The organism is Streptomyces pseudoechinosporeus (assembly GCF_054783935.1).
Genome location: NZ_BAAGPS010000009.1, coordinates 726,513 through 743,712 on the forward strand (window position 1 = coordinate 726,513; position 17,200 = coordinate 743,712).

At 68.6% G+C, this 17,200-nt stretch carries 7 protein-coding genes; 1 reads left to right on the plus strand and 6 read right to left on the minus strand.

The genetic code is table 11. The features are described 5' to 3' along the window. Window positions 1–17: 17 nt before the first annotated feature. From ACYVO6_RS14705 to ACYVO6_RS14730, 6 genes are all read right to left on the minus strand, one after another. Window positions 18–2,021: a glycoside hydrolase family 31 protein gene (locus ACYVO6_RS14705; RefSeq protein WP_461061177.1), complete on the minus strand. Its 2,004-nt coding sequence runs from the start codon at window positions 2,019–2,021 to the stop codon at window positions 18–20. Beyond that, a complete protein-coding gene (locus ACYVO6_RS14710; protein WP_461061179.1) occupies window positions 2,021–5,758 on the minus strand; it encodes a beta-galactosidase in 3,738 nt (1,245 codons plus the stop codon). The genes ACYVO6_RS14705 and ACYVO6_RS14710 overlap by 1 nt, the downstream gene beginning before the upstream one ends. Then, window positions 5,755–9,414: a beta-galactosidase gene (locus tag ACYVO6_RS14715; protein ID WP_461061181.1), complete on the minus strand. Its 3,660-nt coding sequence runs from the start codon at window positions 9,412–9,414 to the stop codon at window positions 5,755–5,757. Before ACYVO6_RS14715 ends, ACYVO6_RS14710 begins: the two co-directional genes overlap by 4 nt. Then, the gene (locus ACYVO6_RS14720; protein WP_461061183.1) at window positions 9,411–11,285 is read right to left on the minus strand and encodes a DUF4091 domain-containing protein; all 1,875 of its coding nucleotides are present in this window, start codon (window positions 11,283–11,285) and stop codon (window positions 9,411–9,413) included. Before ACYVO6_RS14720 ends, ACYVO6_RS14715 begins: the two co-directional genes overlap by 4 nt. A 124-nt stretch (window positions 11,286–11,409) precedes the next feature. After that, the gene (locus ACYVO6_RS14725; protein ID WP_461061401.1) at window positions 11,410–14,367 is read right to left on the minus strand and encodes a glycoside hydrolase family 31 protein; all 2,958 of its coding nucleotides are present in this window, start codon (window positions 14,365–14,367) and stop codon (window positions 11,410–11,412) included. Window positions 14,368–14,796: 429 nt separating this feature from the next. Next, on the minus strand, window positions 14,797–15,690 hold the full coding sequence (locus tag ACYVO6_RS14730) for an SIS domain-containing protein (protein ID WP_461061185.1): 894 nt from the start codon (window positions 15,688–15,690) through the stop codon (window positions 14,797–14,799). A gap of 174 nt (window positions 15,691–15,864) precedes the next feature. Here ACYVO6_RS14730 and ACYVO6_RS14735 point away from each other — a divergent pair, with 174 nt between their 5' ends. Then, window positions 15,865–17,145, plus strand: coding sequence for an extracellular solute-binding protein (locus ACYVO6_RS14735; protein ID WP_461061187.1), 1,281 nt, complete (start codon window positions 15,865–15,867; stop codon window positions 17,143–17,145). Window positions 17,146–17,200 lie beyond the last annotated feature (55 nt).

Below are 17,200 nucleotides of genomic sequence, written 5' to 3' on the forward strand. Positions count from 1 at the left end.
TCCTCGCATCCTGGCCCCTACCGTTCCGCGCCGGTGCGCACGAGCGCCTGGTACGCCTTGGCGGCGCCCTTGGCCTTGAGGTTCACGAACACCGGGGTCACCCCGAGCGGGGCCGCGTATTCCTTGAGCGTCACGGGGCCGCGCACGACCTTGCCGTTGGTGACGTCACGCCACGTGCCGGTCGGCAGGAAGACGTCCCGGGTGGTCCCTTCGTCGAGCTTCGGCGCGGCCAGCACGGCCGGGCCGAGCATCCACTCGTCGGTGACCGTGTAACTCGCCGCGTCCTTCGGGAAGTCGAAGAACAGCGGCCGCATGATCGGATCACCGGTCTTCAGCGTCTGCTGCACCTGGTCCCAGATGTACGGGGCCAGCCGTTCGTGCGTCGCGATGGCCGACCGGTAGAGCTCGACCGTCTCCTGGTCGTAGCCGACCCACTCGCCGGTCGTCGCGTCCCGTACGCCGGTAGGCGAGGTCGAGGCGTACATCAGCGGCATCAGGGACGCAGCCTGTGCCCAGCGGGCCAGGACCTGCTTGGTGGGCGGTGGGTAGCTGAGCGAGCCGCCGATCATGTCGGTCTCGACGAACGGGTAACCGATCGTGGAGACCGCCAGGTTGGCCGAGACCGAGGCACGCAGCCCCGCGAAGGTGGTCGGTTTGTCGGCCGTGCGGGTGGCGAAGCCCTTGGACTGCGCGGCGTTCCAGGCGACCCGTAATCCTGCCCCCTGCTGGTCGAACTCGTCGGCCAGCTCCGTGCCGTACTTCACGTAGTCGGCACGGGTGGCCCCTGGATAGGGGGCGCACCGGTCGTCGAAGAAGGCGGTGTCGAACTTGAACCCGGCGACCCCCAACTCACGTGTCTGCGCCTTGAGATCGTCGGTGTACCACTGCCGGGCGGCCGGGTTCGCCAGGTCGATCAGCCCGGTCTGGCGGCCGTTCCACCAGGTGAACAGGCACGGCTTGGTCGGGTCGGAAGGGTCCTTCAACAGGTAGCCGTTGTCGACGGCGTGGGAGAAGTTGGCGGCGGTCTCGGGCATGTACAGGCCGGTCCACATGCCGAGGTCGAAGCCGAGGCGGCCCAGTTCCTTCGACAGGGCGGGCAGGTCGGGGAAGCGTTCGCCGAAGTCGGCGGCGATGACGCTCTCCTCTATTTGCAGGGCGTGCCCGCCGAGCCCGGCGCCGGCCAGCGCGCGGGCCCAGTCAAGGACGTTCTCCTGGTTCTGCTCGCCGTAGAGCTGGGCCCAGGAGTTCCACAGCGGAGTGGCGTACTGCTCGTAGGGGGTGTCGGAGCGTTCGGGCTTGCCGACCAGCGCGATGTGGTCGCGGTACACCTCGACGGGGGTGTCCTCGACGAACACCGTGGAGGCGTAGGGCCGGTCACCGGTGACCGTGAACTCGCCGAGCCCGTTGCCGCCGGAGTTGATCCGCACGTCCATCGGGTCGTTCGTGTCCGCCCGCAGTCCGGTGGCGCTGGAGGTGTACCAGAAGGGGGAGACCACCTGGTAGGAAGCCGGGCTGAACCCGGTGTCCACCAGCTGCCCGGAGTCCAGCGGCCAGGGCTGGACGGTCTGGTCGCTGTTCTCGCCGTGTCCGTACCAGTGCCCGGCGCTGCTGAGGTCGTACGCCGTGCTGAGCGCGTCGGCCTGCGTGCCCGACAGGGACCAGTTCATGTCGTACCGGTCGGAGCGCAGGGTGATCCGCAGATCTACGGTGACGTCCGGCAGGTCGGTGGCGGCGGTGACGCGCAGGGAGTTGCCGCTACGGGTGCTGCCGATGACTTCCCGGACGATGTGCCAGTCGGCGCCGATCCGGAACCGGAACGCCGCGGGCGCGGTGGCCAGGACGGTCCGGCTCGCCCTCACGGTGGTGACGGCCAACCGGTCCGTGGCGACGCGCAGTTCGTACGCGGGTGTCGCGAAGGTGATCGGCCCGGAGTCGGCGGCCGCAGGGGCCGTGCCGAGCAGCGGGGCGGCCAGGATCAGCGCCGCCGAGCCGCTGCGGACGGTTCGTCTCAGACTGGGCATCAGGTACCGCCGCCGCACGTCAGCTTGGCGTCGGCCCAGTCGGCGTGGTCGAGGGCGTTGCCGTCCCCGGCGTCCGAGACGACGAGTTCGAGCCGGCGCGCGCCTGCCACGTCGACGTTGATCTCCTTCGTCGCGGTGTCCCGGTCGACGGTGCCGCTCTCGTAGACGGGCGTTCCGTCGGCGAGGACGGTGTAGGTGACGGTGGCCGGGCCGTCGGACCGGCCGTAGGTCTCCTGGTCGAGGCCGAGCGCGGCGTGGAAGGTGGTGCAGGTGCCGCCGAGCCACACCTGGGCACTGCTGCCGGCGTGGGTGCCAAGACCCTTGTTGTAGACGGTGTCGTGGAGGGTGATCGGCAGGCCGTCGCCCTCGGCGTTCTCGCCGTTGGACTGGTCGCGTTCGACCGGGCCCCAGCCGTTGCTGCTGGACTGGAACGGCAGATCGCTGACGTAGTGTTCGCCGGCCGTCAGCGGCGGTGGCTGCGCCGCCACCACCTGTTCCCCGGTCACCGAACCGGGCTTGCCGGCGCGCGTGAAGTCGGCGGTGGTGCCGAGGATGGCGACGGTGCCGGTCTTCTGGTCGGCGGGCACGGTGACAGTCCACTGCGCTTTCGCCGAGCCACCCGGTTCGAGGGTGCCGAGTTTCACCGGATCAGCCGGGGTCGCGGTCCAACCGTCGGGCAGCTTCGGGCTCAGGGTGAGGTCGCCAAGCGTCTTGCCGTTGTCGGGTACGGCGGCCGATGCCGTGACCTGGTATCTGTTGCCCGGCTCGACAGTGTCGGGGGCGTCGACGGTCACCCGCGCCGGGGTTGCCGGGGTGGCGTAGGTGGCGGCGTCGTAGGCCGGGGCGGCCACATTGCCGACCTGCAGCGAGGACGTGACATTGCCGAGCGTGGTGAGGCCGACCTTTCCGAGGCCGCCGCTCTTCGCGTCCTCGCTCCACGAGGCGATGGCGATGGTGTTCTTGCCGTCGGCGCGCAGGATGCCGTTGGGAATGGGGAAGGTGTGCTGGGGGCCGGTGTCGTTGACGTAGTGGCCCATCAGCCAGCCGTTGACGTAGATGAGGGCGCGGTAGTTGCGGTCGGGGTCGTCGGTGATGGTGACGCCGACGGAGACGTCCTGGCCCTTGGGCAGCCGCGGGTTGAACGTGGTGCGGTACCAGGCGACGCCGGGGGTTGTGTCACTGGCCGGCAGCGTGGCGTCGTCCCAGGAGCGGTCCGGGTAGCCGGGCAGGGTCCAGCCCGAACGCTCCCCGTACAGACCGCCGTTGTTCATGTGCCCGCGCACGGTGTCGACGGGCTGCTCACCGCTCCGGGCGCCCTGAATGCGCCAGGTGATCTGCGCGTCGGAGCCGGCGAGATACGCCGTGGTCAGGCCACGCGGCTGCTTGTGGTCGTCGCTGTTCCAGACGAAGTCCTCGTTGTGGCCCATAGTGCCGACCAGGACGGAGATCACGTTCTCCTCGCCCTCGCGCAGCAGGCCGTCGGCGATGGGGAAGGTCTTGCGGCCGGTCTGACTCGTCCCGGCGAACTTCCCGTTGATCCACACCGAGTACGCGCCCACCGCCGCCGACGAGGTGTCGGGGTTGGTGGCGTACGCGGTGAGGGACAGGGACTTCTCGGTGCCGGTGGCCTTGAAGCGGCCCCGGTACCAGACGTAGCCGTAGTGGTAGCCGTACTCGTCCTGGTAGAGCACCGGCAGCGTTCCGGGCTTGGTCGGATTGTTGGTGGTCAGCTTGTCGGCGTACGTCCATGACGAGTCGTCGAAGTCCGGGTCGGCCTCGGGGGTTTCGGCGGACGTCTTCCAGCCGGTCAGCTCGGGGAGCTTGACGTCCTTCGGGCCGGGCACGGTGCCCAGCAGACTGCCGGAGGAGGTCGGCTTCACCTTCAGGGGTACGCCGTTCCAGGTGACGGTCCGTACGCCGGGCGGGGCGAAGACCTCCAGTGGGCCTGCCTTCTTCGCATCGCCGGTGAGTGCGAGCGTCGTCCCCCGGCCGGTGACGGACGCCGTACGGACCAGTTCGGTGCCGTGTTCCAGGACCGGACCGGCCGCCGTGTCCTGCCGCCAGAATCCGGCGGCCTCGTCGTCGGTGCCGATGAGCAGCAGCAGATCGGGGCGGCCGCCGCCCTGGACGAGGACCCGGGTGAGGCCGGAGTGGGTGTAGTCCAGCTTCAGGTCGCCGCGCTCGGCGTCCCAGGTGGCGTCCGCCTTGCCGTCGAGCACGGTGACCTTGGGCTCGGTGGAGTAGCGGAGCATGATCTGTCCCGGGTCGCCCTCGCCGCCGTACAACACGGCTTGCGTGCGGTCACCGGTCCGGGTCCGTGTGCTGGTCAGCAGTTCGCTGGTGGAGTAGACGAGCCGCTGCCCGCCGCCGAGGTCGTGGCCGGCGACGAGGATCTTGCCGGTCTTGCCGTTGAGCCGTGCGGTGACCGGATAGGTGCCGTCCGGGGTCTGCCAGTCGAAGGTGGTGGTGGCGTCGGCGTCGGCCATCGGGTCGCTGTGCCGGAGGTAGAGGAACTGGGTGTCGGTGTCCGGGTTGGCGCGGGCCTCGATGTGCACGGCGGTGTTGGAGGAGGCGGGCGCGTCGGCCGGATCGGTCGCGGTGAGCGGGGCAGTGGTGGTGTAGAAGAGGCCCTGCCGCTTCATCTCGTCGTAGTCGGCGCCGGTCTGGCGGGGCTCGCTGATCGGTGCGCCGTAGTCGTACGAGGTGTAGACCTGGCGCGGGTCGGCGAGCCAGCCCCAGTTTGTGCCGCCGTAGGTCATGTAGAGGTTCTCGATCGTCGTGCCCTGCATGACCTCGTGCTTGTTGACGATCTTCTGGTAGGCGGGGCCCATCTTCTCCCGGCACTTCTCGTAGCCGGTGTCGCCCCAGGTCTGGAACCAGCCGGTGCCAGCCTCGAAGATCGCCAGCGGGGCGTCGTCCTGCTGCCGCTTGAGGGTGGGCAGCCACCACTCGCCCTTGCAGAAGGAGTTGTACTGGTCCAGCTCTCCGACGAAATCCAAGCCCTCACCGCCTGCGTACTGCGGCATCGGCTCGTTGCCGACGAGGGGCACGGTGATGCCGTCGGCCCGTACCTGCTTGGAGAGTTCGACGATGTAGTCGCGGCCTTCCGGGTCGTACAGCTCGTTCTCGACCTGGTAGAGCAGCACCGGTCCGGTGCCGTCGGTGACCTGGCGGCGGGCGAGGATCCGGTCGATTTCCTTCAGCCACTCGCGGGCGGCGTCGAGATATTCGGGGTCGGTTGAACGGGCCTGTCCCTTCTGCGTCATCAGCCAGCCGGGGAAGCCTCCGCCGTCCGTCTCGGCGTTGATGTACGGGCCCGGCCGGGCGATGACATAGAGCCCGGCCTCCTCGGCCATGTCGAGGAGCTTGTCGACGTCACGGACACCGGTGAAGTCGTAACGGCCCTTCGCCGGGGAGTGGAAGCCCCAGTCGAAGTAGATCGAGACGGCGTTCATGCCGCTCGCCTTGATCTTCTGGAGCACGTCGCGCCACAGGTCGGGGCTGGGGAGCCGCCAGTAGTGGAACTCTCCGGACCAGACGAAGAGCCGCTCGCCGTCGATCTTGACGGAGTACTTGTCGTAACCGACCGTGTGCGGCGTGGCCTTGGCGGCCGTGGTGTCTTTGGCGGCCTTGGCGGTGGCGGGGGCGGGCACCGCCGCAGTCAGGACTGCGAGCAGTACGGCGGCCAACGCTCCGGCCAGTGCGGTACGCAGTTGTCCAACTCGGGCGAGGTTCACGAGGTGCCTCCCGAGCAGGTCAGCTTGGCGTCGGCCCAGTCGGCGTGGTCCGTGGAGACATCGCCGTCCCCGTCGACCAGGAGGTCCAGCCAGCGGGCGCCGGTCACGTCCACGTCGACCGTGGCGCCGCCGTCGGAGCCGTACAGCACTGGGCTGTCGAAGAGGGAGCGGCCGTCGGCGATCACCTCGAAGGAGACGCTGCCGTTGTCGCCTACCTCGTCGTCCACCCCGGCGGTGGCGGTGAACCGGGTGCAGCCACCGCCGAGATAGACCCGGATCTGGCTGTTCGCGTGCGCGCCGAGGCCCTTGGCGTAGGTGGTGCCGCCGATGCTCAGGGGGCGTCCGTCGCCGGCTGCGGACTCCCCGTTGGAGGCGTCCTTCTCCACCGGACCCCAGCCGTTGACCGCCTTGACCAGGGTCAGGTCGCTCACATAGGCGTCGGCGGAGAGCCCCGGCGGCGGCACCTGTACGGCCCGTACACCCGTGACGGTGCTCGGACGGCCCGGCTGCGTGAGCGTGGCGGTCGCGGACAGGACGGCGTAGTGGACCGGGTCACCCGGCGGGGTGACGGTGTAGTCCGCGGTCACCGTCTGGCCGGGTCGCACCCGGTCGAAACGGGTGGTGTCGTCGGTGGTCGCGGTCCAGCCGTCCGGGACATTCAGCGCCAGCTCGACGTTCCGGGCGACCGGCGCGTCCTTCGGCACGCTGAGGGTGACGGGGGCCTTGGCGGCGGTGCCGGTGCTCAGGAACGGCTCGGCGTCGACGGTGACATGGGTGCCCGCGGTCGGCATGGCGTAGGCCTTGGGGTCGTACGAGGGCGCGGCCACCGTCCCGACCTTGATCCCGCCCGCCGAGGCGCCGAGGTCGACGAGCTTCGCGGCACCCGGGCCCGCGCCGGCCTCGGTGGACCACACGGCCAGGGCGATGGTGTTGCTGCCCTGCTCGCGCAGGATCCCCTTGGGGATGACGAAGCGTGTCTGGGGTCCGGTGTCCGGCAGGTAGCGGCCGATCAGCCAGCCGTTGACGAAGATCTGGGCGCGGTAGCCGGTGCTGCCACCTTCGGCTTCGGCGAGATCCAGTGCCACCGCGTTGTCCTGGCCCTGCGGCAGGTCGAGCCGGGCGGAGGTGCGGTACCAGCGCACGCCAGGCCCGGTCTTCCCAGACTGCTCGGCGAGGGTGGTGCGTTTCCAACTGCCGTCGGAGTAGCCCGGCAGCGACCAGCCGGCCCTCTCCCCGTACAGCCCGCCGTTGTTGTACGGGCCCCGGGCGGTGTCGACCGGGTCTTCGCCGCCCCGGCTGCCCTGGATCTTCCAGGTGAGGGTGGTGGCCCCACGGACCACCTCGGCGCCGAGCAGACCGCGCGGCTCCTTGGAGTAGTCGTGGCCCCATTCCTCGTTGTGACCCGCGTTCTCCACGAGGACGGAGAGCACGTTGTCTGCGCTGTCTCCGCCGGCCTTCAACGTGCCCGCCGGGATGTCGAAGGTGTGCGCGCCGTCGCCGGAGCTGCCGAGATAGCGGCCGTTGAGCCAGACCGCGTACTGGCCGGTCGGACCGGTGTTGGCGTCGAGTGCGAGCGCGGTCGCGGCGCCGGTGGTCCGGAACCGGCCGCGGTACCAGACGTTGCCGTGGTGGTAGCCGTATTCGTCCATCGCGAGGACCGGCAGCGCCCCGGCCAGCTCAGGGTTGTTGGCGGTGAGATGGTCGGCGGTGGCCCAGGTGGAATCGTCGAAGCCGGGAGCGGACTCCGGCGCCTCCTCCTTGTACTTCCACGTCGTCAGCGTGGGCAGCTCGACCGCGCGCGGCGCCTGGGTGACGGCGACCTTGCGGCCGTTCCAGGTCACCTTCTTGGCCTCCGCGACGACCTCGATCTTCGCGGCCTTCGTGGAGTCGCCGGTCAACTTCAGGGTTCCGTCCGCCAGTTCGGCCGCACGGACGAGAGACGGTCCGCGTACGAGGACCGGGCCCGCGGCGGTGTCCTGCCGCCACCAGTGGGCGGTCTCGGCGGTGTCGGCGATCAGCAGTTCCATGCCGTTCACCAGCACCCGGGCCAGGCCCTTGTGCGCGTAGTTCAGGCGCAGGTCGCCGCGTTCGGCGTCCCAGGCGGTGGTGACATCGCCGTCGAGGACAGTGACCTCGGGCCGCTCGGCGTACCGCAGCACGGTCTCGCCGGCCTCGCCCGCACGCCCGTACAGCAGGGCCACGTCCCGGTCGCCGATCCGGGCGTGCGTCATGATCTCCGAGGTGGAGTAGACGAGCCGCTGGTCCTCGCTCAAGTCGTAGCCCGCGACGAGGAGTTTGGCGTCACGGCCGTCGACGGTGATCGTGCCCTGTTGCGGCACACGCGGGTACTCGCCGTCCACACCCTTCAGCGACAGGGTGGTCTCGTCCTTGTCCTTCACGCGGGTGTCGGCGTGCCGGACGGTGAAGAACTGAGTGCCGTCGTCGGGATTGACGCGCCGGTCGATGCGCAGGGCGTCGTCAGACGGGGCCGGGGCCTCGGCTTTATCGGTGCGCGCCAGTGGGGTGACGGAGTTGACTATGTATCCGAGGCGCTTGAACTCCTGGTACTTGTCCGTCAGTTGGCGGGACTCGTTGATCGGGGCCCCGTAGTCGTACGACGTGTAGACCGCGTTGGGGTCGGCGAGCCAGCCCCAGTTGGTGCCGCCGTACGCCATGTAGAAGGACTGGCCGCTCACCCCGGCGGCGATGTTCATCTTGCTGAACACCCGGGTGAAGTCGGTGCCGGTGAGCTTCGCGCAGTCCTGGTATCCGGTGCCGCCCCAAGGGTCGAAGGCGCCGCCCTGTGCCTCCGGGATGATCAGGGGCGACTCGGGCTTCCACTCATTGACGTACGAGTAGTCGGGCAGGTTCTTCCAGGTGTCGGGGTCCTTGCAGTCGAAGCCCTGCGGGTAGGCGTCGAAACCGTAGATGTCCGGGGCGCCCTTGCCGCTGACCCAGTTTTTATTGGCGCCACCGTCGTTGACGAAGGTGGGCACATCGATGCCGTCTTCCTTCGCCCAGTCGATGAGCGTCTGCATGTAGTCGGCGTCCTGGCGACCGCCTTGGTACTCGTTCTCGACCTGATACAGGATCACCGAGCCAGTGCCACGGGTGAGTTGGTGGCGCGCGATGATCGGGTTGATCCGGCTCATCCACTCCCGGGCCGCCTTCATGTACTCCGGCTCGGAGGTGCGGTTCACGCCGGCTTGTGTCTTCCGCCAGGCGGGCATGCCGCCGCCGGAGACCTCCGCGTTGATGTACGGGCCCGGCCGGGCGATCACATACAGGCCCGCGCGCTCGGCCTCGTCGAGCAGCCGTTCCACGTCACGGGTGCCGGTGAAGTCGTACGAGCCAGGCTTGGCGGAGTGGTAGCCCCAGTCGAAGTAGAGCGAGACGGCGTTGAATCCGCCCGCCTTGATCTTCTGCAGGACATCGCGCCACGCGTCGGGGCTGGGCAGCCGGAAGTAGTGGAACTCGGCGCCCCAGAGGTACAGGGGTTTGCCGTCGACCTGTACGGAGTGCTGGTCGTAGGTGACGGTGTGCGGGGCCTGGGCCTGCGGCTCCGCCTGGACCGGTGCTGCGGCCGCACCTGTGCTGGTCAGGGCCATGACACTCAGGGCCGCGGCGAGCAGCAAGGATTTCCACTTCCCTCTCATGGCGTCAGCCCCTTGACGACCGCCGCTCGCGCGGTCTCGATGTCGCTGACGTCCTTCGTCCGGCCGTCGAGGTTCCGGGTCGCGGTGGTGAGGGCCTCGGTCAGGGCGTCGCTGTCGGCGCCGCCGTCCTTCTTCCGCAGCTGGGCGATGAGTTCGTAGTCCTCGATGCCCTCCTTCAGCTGCTCCCAGCGGATGCTGGACATCGGGCCGTCCTTGCCCGGGTAGACCAGGTACTCGTCGCCCTGCGTGAAGATGTGCACCGGCTGTTTGAAGGGGTCGCTGGTCCAGCTGTTGTACGACCAGCGCAGGAAACCGTCCAGGTTCCGCTGGGCGGAGATCCACGGCAGCATCCGCGACTCGACGGCGGGCGAGTACGACAGCGTGTTGGGGTGGGCCGGCGAACCGTACACGTAGAAGGTCGTGGTTTTCCCGGCCTTGCGCCGCTCCGCGACCTTCTCCTTCGTCATCGCGTCGATGCCGCCCCAGTCGACGGACAGGTTGGACGCGACGCCTTCGGTGCTGATCGAACCGGCCACGGAGATACGGTCGTCGAAGACCGGCGCGACCTCGTGGACGAAGTCCTTGACGACCGTCATGGTGTCGATGGGCCGCTCGTCGAAAGACAGCCAGGTGTCCTCCAGCCAGCCCTTCGCCTTCAGATGCTTCTCGAAGGCGGGAAGGAACGCTCCCCACGCCTCCCGCCAGCGGTCGCCGCCCAGATCGACGTTCTCGTAGACGGTCTTGCCGGTGCGGGTGTCGGTGTAGGTGAGGTGCTCCTGGTCCTGGAACGCCAGCATGGAGAAGGCACCGATGTCGGGGCCGAGACCGGCGCGTCTGGCGGTCTGGACGTACTTGTCCCAGCGGCCGAAGTCGAAGGAGAACGTCTTTCCGTTCCAGGTCCAGCCCACCATGCTGGTGTACGGCGTGGCCGTCTGCGACTCCCGGGTGCCGAGCGACCACTGGTGGTGCCACGGGTTGTCGACGATCGTGGTGTTGATGACCTTCTGGCCGCGCGACGCCAGGTCGCGGTTGTACTTCTCGATCAGCTTCCAGTGCTGGTCGGACCAGAGCCTGACGCCGTGGTTCTTGGCGATCGTCTCCGGCTGCGCCCATACGTCGAGGAAGAAGTCGTAGTCCTCCGGGTCGGGCACGCTCGCGTCCGCGACCTCGATGGTCAGTGGGTAGCTGGCCTGGGTACGGCCGTCGGCGTCGACCTTCACCGTGCCGGTGTAGGTGCCGGGCCTGGCCTTCTCGGGGATCTGGAAGGTGAACCACAGCGGCTGCGCCGCGTACGCGGGCACGTCCACGGAGGACCGCTCCTCGAGCGCGTCGCCGACCACATCGGGGTTGCGGTCGCCGGACACCTCTTTGCCGGAGCTGACCTGGTCGATGGTGGCGGACCAGTCGACCTCACTCTTGGAGCGCTGCACGGGCACGTACTTGACGAACCGGACCTGGGTGTCGTCGCCGGAGAACTTCGCGCCGCCGGGCCCGGTGAGATCGCCGACCACGGCCTTGACGTTGTCGAGGTCCTGGCCGGAGGCGATCGCTAGCTGCGCCGAGACCTGCTCGTTGCGCACGGCGGAGAGCTTCAGCTCCTTGGTGTCCTTGCCCTGGATGGCGGTCATCGGGTAGCGCGGGACCCGCTCCTCCGCGGAGCCGGCGAAGGAGCCGGTGGGAACCCAGGTGATGGTGTCCCTGGTGCCCATGGCGTCGGCGACCTTGACGGTCAGCCAGGTGGTGGTGGCCTTGGAATTGAGGTCGGTGCCGGTGGCCGTGCCAGTGGTGCCGGTGACGGCTATCGCGGTGGTGCTCGCGGCCACGACAACGCCCGCGACGAAGCCGGCGACAACTGAGGACGTACGTGCCATAGGGGTGGGTTCCCTCTCTCACGGACGTGCGGGGGCTGGTTCCCGGCAGGCCCCCAGGGGGTAAGGCCTGCCGGGAAGCGGGGGTGGCGCCAGTAACGCCAGTGGTGCAACTGGCGCCTGTGTGTCAGGAGGTGACGGAGAATCCGCTGAAGACGGCTTCGATGTTCTCGCCGGGATGGTTGGCGTTGGCCGCGCTGGCGACCATCCCGGCGTCGCCGGTGCCGGTGGCCGATGGCACCTGGGCGGTGGCGACCTGTGACCAGGTCTCGCCGTCCTTGCTGGCGTACGCGGTGTAGGTGGCGCCGTCCCGGGTCAGCTTGAGATACGCCGGGTGGTAGGTGGAGCCACCGCCCGCCCAGGTGTCGAGCTTCCCGTCGCCATCGCTGTCGGTCATGAACTCCAGGCCGTACTGCTCGGTCATGACCAGCACCGCGTAACCGCCCTTTTCCGGCGCGGTCAGGTCGTTGGCGAGGGCGACACCGGCCTTGCCGACCGGTGAGGCGCTGTCCTGGGAGACCAACTGAGCCTGAACGGTGGCCTTCTCACCGGCCACGTCGTCGCGGTAGATGACGCCCTTCTCGTCCTTCCAGCCGGACAAGTCCTGGCCGCCCGCCCAGATGGCGAACTGGTCGCCGCCCTGGGCGTATTGGGCGCCCCCGGAGGTCGTGTCGGCCGTCAGGTACGGCTCCTGCACGCTGCCCGGGGCGGCCTTCACCTGCGCCCGCACGGTGTCGGACACCTTCTGCGAGCCGTTGCCACCGTTGTAGGTAGCGGTGCCGGTGAGGTCGTGGCTGGCCCAGCGGGCGTCGTCGGCCGGCGTCACCGTCCAGGTGGTGGTGAGTGTGGCGCCGTTCTTGAGGGAGTTCGCGGTGGTCGGGCCGGTCGACTTGGCGCTCCAGCCGTCGGGCAGGTCCAGGGCCGCCTTGGCGTTCTTGAGGGTCCCGGTGCCCCAGTTGGTCACCTCGGTGGTCACCTCGAACGGCTTACCGGCGTCGGTGGACGGGGCGTCCGGGGTGATCAGGACGGAGGCGGCCGGCGCGTCGTCGCGCTTGAGCGCCTTGACGGCCTTGGCGGCACCCTTGGCCTTGAGGTTGACGAAGGCCGGGGTGACGCCGAGCGGCGCCGCGTAGCCCTTGAGGGTCTTGGGGCCGCGGATCACGGTGCCCTGGTTCACGTCGTACCACGTGCCCGGCGGCAGATGGACGGAGCGGGTGACGCCGGTGCTCAGCTTGGGCGCGGCGAGCACGGCCGGGCCGAGCATCCACTCGTCGGTGACCGTGTAACTCGCTTCGTCCTTCGGGAAGTCGAAGAACAGCGGCCGCATGATCGGATCGCCGGTCTTCAGGGTGCTCTGCACCTGATCCCAGATGTAGGGGGCGAGCTTCTCGTGGGTCTCGATCGCCTTCCGGTAGAGGTCGACCGTCTCCTGGTCGTAGTCCACCTTCTGCCCGGTGGTGGTGTCGTTGGTGTCCACCGGGGAGGTCGAGGCGTACATCAGCGGCATCAGCGAGGCGGACTGCGCCCATCGCACCAGTACGTCCTTCGTCGGTGCCGGCTGGCCGCCGGAGCCGCCGATCATGTCGGACTCGACGAACGGGTAGCCGATGGTGGAGATGGCCAGGTTCTGGGTGGCGGAGGCGCGCAGGGAGTCCCAGCCGGTGCCCTTGTCGACCTGGCGGGTGACGAAGCCGGCCTCGTGGGCCGTCTGGTTCCAGTGCACCCGGATACCGGCGCCCTGGAGGTCGAACTCGTCGGCGAGCTCGGTGCCGAGCTTCTGGTAGTCCGTGGCCTGGTGGCCTTCGCGCGGCGCGCACTTCTCGTCGAAGAAGCGGGTGTCGAACTTCAGCCCGTCGATGTCGTACGTGTCCATCAGCTTCTTGAGGTTGCCCTCGTACCAGGCCTTGGCATCGGGGTTCGCCAGGTCGATGATCCCGGCCTGGCCGTTCCACCAGGTCACTTCGCACGGCTTGCTCGTGTCCTTGGCGTCCATGAGCAGGTAGCCGTTGTCGACCGCGTACTGGTAGTTGTCGGAGTCCAGGTTGATCCACAGGGTGACCCAGATGCCGAAGTCGAACCCCATGTCGTGGATCTTCTTGGACAGGCCCTTGGGATCAGGGAAGGTCTTGGGATCCCAGGTCAGATTGCCGTAGTTCGACTCCCACTTGTCGTCGAGCTGGATGGTGTGCCCGTCCAGGCCGTTGTCGTGGAGGTCGGTGGCGTAGTCGAGCAGTTTCTCTTGGTCGATCTTGGTGTAGAACTGCGCCCAGGAATTCCACAGCGGCTTGGCGTACTGCTCGTACGGGGCGTCGCTCTTGGTCGGCTTGCCGACGATGCCGATGTAGTCGCGGTAGACCTCGAGCGGGGTCGACTCGACGAACACGGTGGCCTTGTAGGTGTCGGGCGACTCGACGGTGAAGGTGCCGAGGCCGTCCTTGTCCTTGTTGAGCGCCACGTCCATGACGTCCCCGGTGTCGACGCGCAGACCGGTCGACTTGGAGGTGTACCAGAACGGGTCGATCATGTTGTACGACGCCGGGCCGAAGGTCTCGTGGTCGACCTCGCCGGCGTCGAGCGGCCAGGGCTGGTTGACGCCGGGACCGCCCTGCGGGGTCTCCGCCTCGCCGTGGCCGTACCAGTGGCCGGCTGATGACAGGTCGTAGGCGAGGCCCAGTTGCTCCGCTCCGCCGCCGCGGACGTCCCAGTCGAGCTGGTAGCGGTCGGCGCCGGGGGTGATCCGGGCCTCCACCGTGGTGCCGTCGAGGGTGCTGTCGGCGGTGACGGTCAGGACGCCGTTCTTCCACGTCCAGTCGGTGACGCCGGTCGCGTGCTGCCACGTGCCGTCGGCCGCGGTGAAGCGCAGGGCGCCGGTGTCGCCGGTGGCGGTGGCGAGCACAGTCTTCCCGGCGCGGCGCGTGGTCAGGGCGAGTTCGTCGGTGGCCACGTCGAGGGTGTAGCCAGGGGTTCCGGCGGAGGCCGGTACGGAGATCGTGACGGCGTGCGCGGTGCGGGCTACCTTCGGCCCGTCGGTGGTGGTGGGGCGGGCGGCGGCCGTTGCCGCGGTAGAGCCGGTGACGGGCGCCATCAGCATGGCGGCGGTCAGGGCGGCAGCGAGCAACAGGCCGCCGGGATTGCTCAGTCGGGCGTGCACTCGTGTCCTCCTGTCGGACAGGACGGTGACGGTGACTCAGAAGCTGCGGTGCGTGGTGCCGGTGGCGTGCGGAGTGCGCGGTCACGAGGAAGCGCGGCGCTTGGGAGGGCTTGATGTCTGTTTGATGCTGCGTGCAGATGCAAGATTCCAAGCGATTTCGCTCATGTTCTTGCGGTAACCGCCACCTGTCAACCTGTGGGACACGCGGCTTCCCAAGGGCCCCGAGAGTTCTCGTGGAACAGTTGTTGTCCCTGGTGGCAGTCGGTCCCGGGGCCCGCTGAGAGGCCTCGACGGGCCCGGAATCCGTTCGTAACGGACGGGTAAATTCTGCGACTTCCCCGAGATCCGTCCGGAGACGCCCGGTCAGGTCAGGATCACGGACCGGGCCAGATGGCGCGGATTGTCCGGGTCCAGCCCGCGTGCCGAGGCGAGGGTGGCGGCCAGCCGGTGCACCACGACGAGGTCGGACAGGGGGTCCCGGCCGAGTGCCACCAACTGCCCGCCGGTGCGGGCGATGTCGTCGGCGAGACCGGACGGAAGGGCCGCCGGGTCTCCGAACCACCACGCCACGCGGCCGGGTCCGGTAACACTGATCGGGCCGTGCCGGTACTCCATCACCGGATAGGCCTCCGTCCAGGCGCCCGCCGCCTCGCGCATCTTCAGCGCCGCCTCCTGGGCGATCCCGTATGCCCAGCCCTGCCCCAGGAAGGTGAACTGCTCGGCCTCGAGCACCCCGGCCGGCAGCGGTTCGTCCAGCGCAGAGTGCCCCTGCTGCGGCAGATGTCCCAGGTCCTCGCCCAAATGCGCCCGCAGGAGCACCAGTTCCGTGCTGGCGAACCGGGTCTGGACGACCGAGATCTCGTCGGCGAAGTCGAGCACGACGACGGCGTCCGCCAGCCCCGTCACCGGCGCCTGCGGTACCGCGGTCACCGCGGTCGTGGGGGTGCGCCCGTGCAGTCGGCGGAGCAGCTCCAGCACCTCGGTCGTGGTGCCGGACCGGGTCAGCGCGACCACCCGGTCGTAGGCGCGCCCGGCAGGCATCTCGGAGGCGGGAAAGGCGTCGGTCTCGCCGTGGCCACCCGACTCCCGCAGCGCCGCGTACGCCTGGGCGATGAACCAGGACGTCCCGCAGCCGACGACGGCCACCCGCTCGCCGGTTCGGGGCAGCGAGGCGAGGCCGTCGGGCCGCCGGGCCAGTGCCACGGCCTGCCGCCAGCAGTCGGGCTGGGTGGCGATCTCGATCTCGGTCTGACTCATCGGGAGTCTCCCCTCTCGGGCGCGCGGTGTGACCGATACGTGATGTGACGGCCCTTGACGCCGTGCGCGTTTCATTGAGCATCATGTCGTTGGATGATTGATAACACCAGTAATCGAGCATAAACAAGCAAGCGAGCGCGCCATCAGGCGAGCACGCGCTTGACGAAGCACGCCATGCGTGCGGAGAGGTACTCCGTGAAACGGCACCTCGCATGCCTCGCCGGGGGACTGTCCCTGGCACTGGCCCTCACCGGATGCGGCAAGGGCAGCTCGTCGGACGGCGGCGGATCCGACGGCAGGACGATCAGGTTCGTCGCGGCGAAGTACGACGACGACACCCAGGCCTACTGGACGGCGCTGATCAAGGACTTCGAATCCGCGAACCCCGGCTACCGGGTGAATCTCGAAGTCGTCGACTGGGAGCAGATGGACTCCAAGGTCAAGACGTACGTCCAGACCAAGCAGGAACCCGACATCCTCAACTACAACAAGTTCTCCGACTTCGCCCGCGACGGCCTGGTCCACAAGGCGCAGGACGTCGTCTCCCCCAAGGTGTTGGCCGACTTTCTCCCGTTGTTCCGGCAGAAGGCGCAGTACGAGGGAACCCAGTACGGCCTGCCCTTCATCTCCAGCGCGCGCCTGTTCTTCTACAACAAGGACATCTTCGCCAAGGCGGGCATCGCCCGGCCGCCGTCCACCTGGGCCGAGGTCGAGGCCGACGCCAAGAAGATCAAGCAGGCCGGTTACATCGGCCTGGGATTACCCCTGGGGGCCGAGGAGGCCCAGGCCGAGTTCCAGATCTGGGCGATGAACAACGGCGGCGGCTGGACCGACGCCTCGGGCACATGGGCGATCGACCAGCAGGCCAACGTCGACACGCTCACCTATCTGCGGAAACTGACGAAGGACAAGGTCACCCAGCCCAACCCGGAGACCACCAACCGCAAGGACGTCTTCAACCAGTTCGCCCAGGGCAGGATCGGCATGCTGAACGGGGCGGTCTTCATGCGGAAGGGCTTCATCGACCCGGTCGACGCGAAACTGAACTACGGCGTCGCGCCCCTGCCGAGCAAGGACGGCAGTACGCACAAGACGCTCGGTGTGCAGGACTACCTCGTCGCGTTCAAGAAGGGTGACGGGTCGAACAAGGCGGCGGTGAAGAAGTTCCTCGACTTCTTCTACCAGAAGGAGAACGCCGCCGAGTTCGTCTCCACCGAGGGGTTCCTGTCGGTCACCAAGTCGGCCGGTGAGGTGCTCAGTTCCGACAGCCGGAACGCCGCCTACTACAAACCGTTCGTCGACGCCCTCTCCGACGCGGAGTTCGCCCCCACCGACGACCCCGCATGGGCCGCGGTCGACGGCGCCGTGAAACAGCGCATCGGCACGGCGGTGGCGGGCGGCGACCCGGTGAAGGTCCTGGGCGAGATCCAGAAGACCGCGCAGAAGGGCGACTGACCTCGGTGGCCGTACACGATGTCACCGTGAGCGCCACCGGGGCCGAACACCCGGC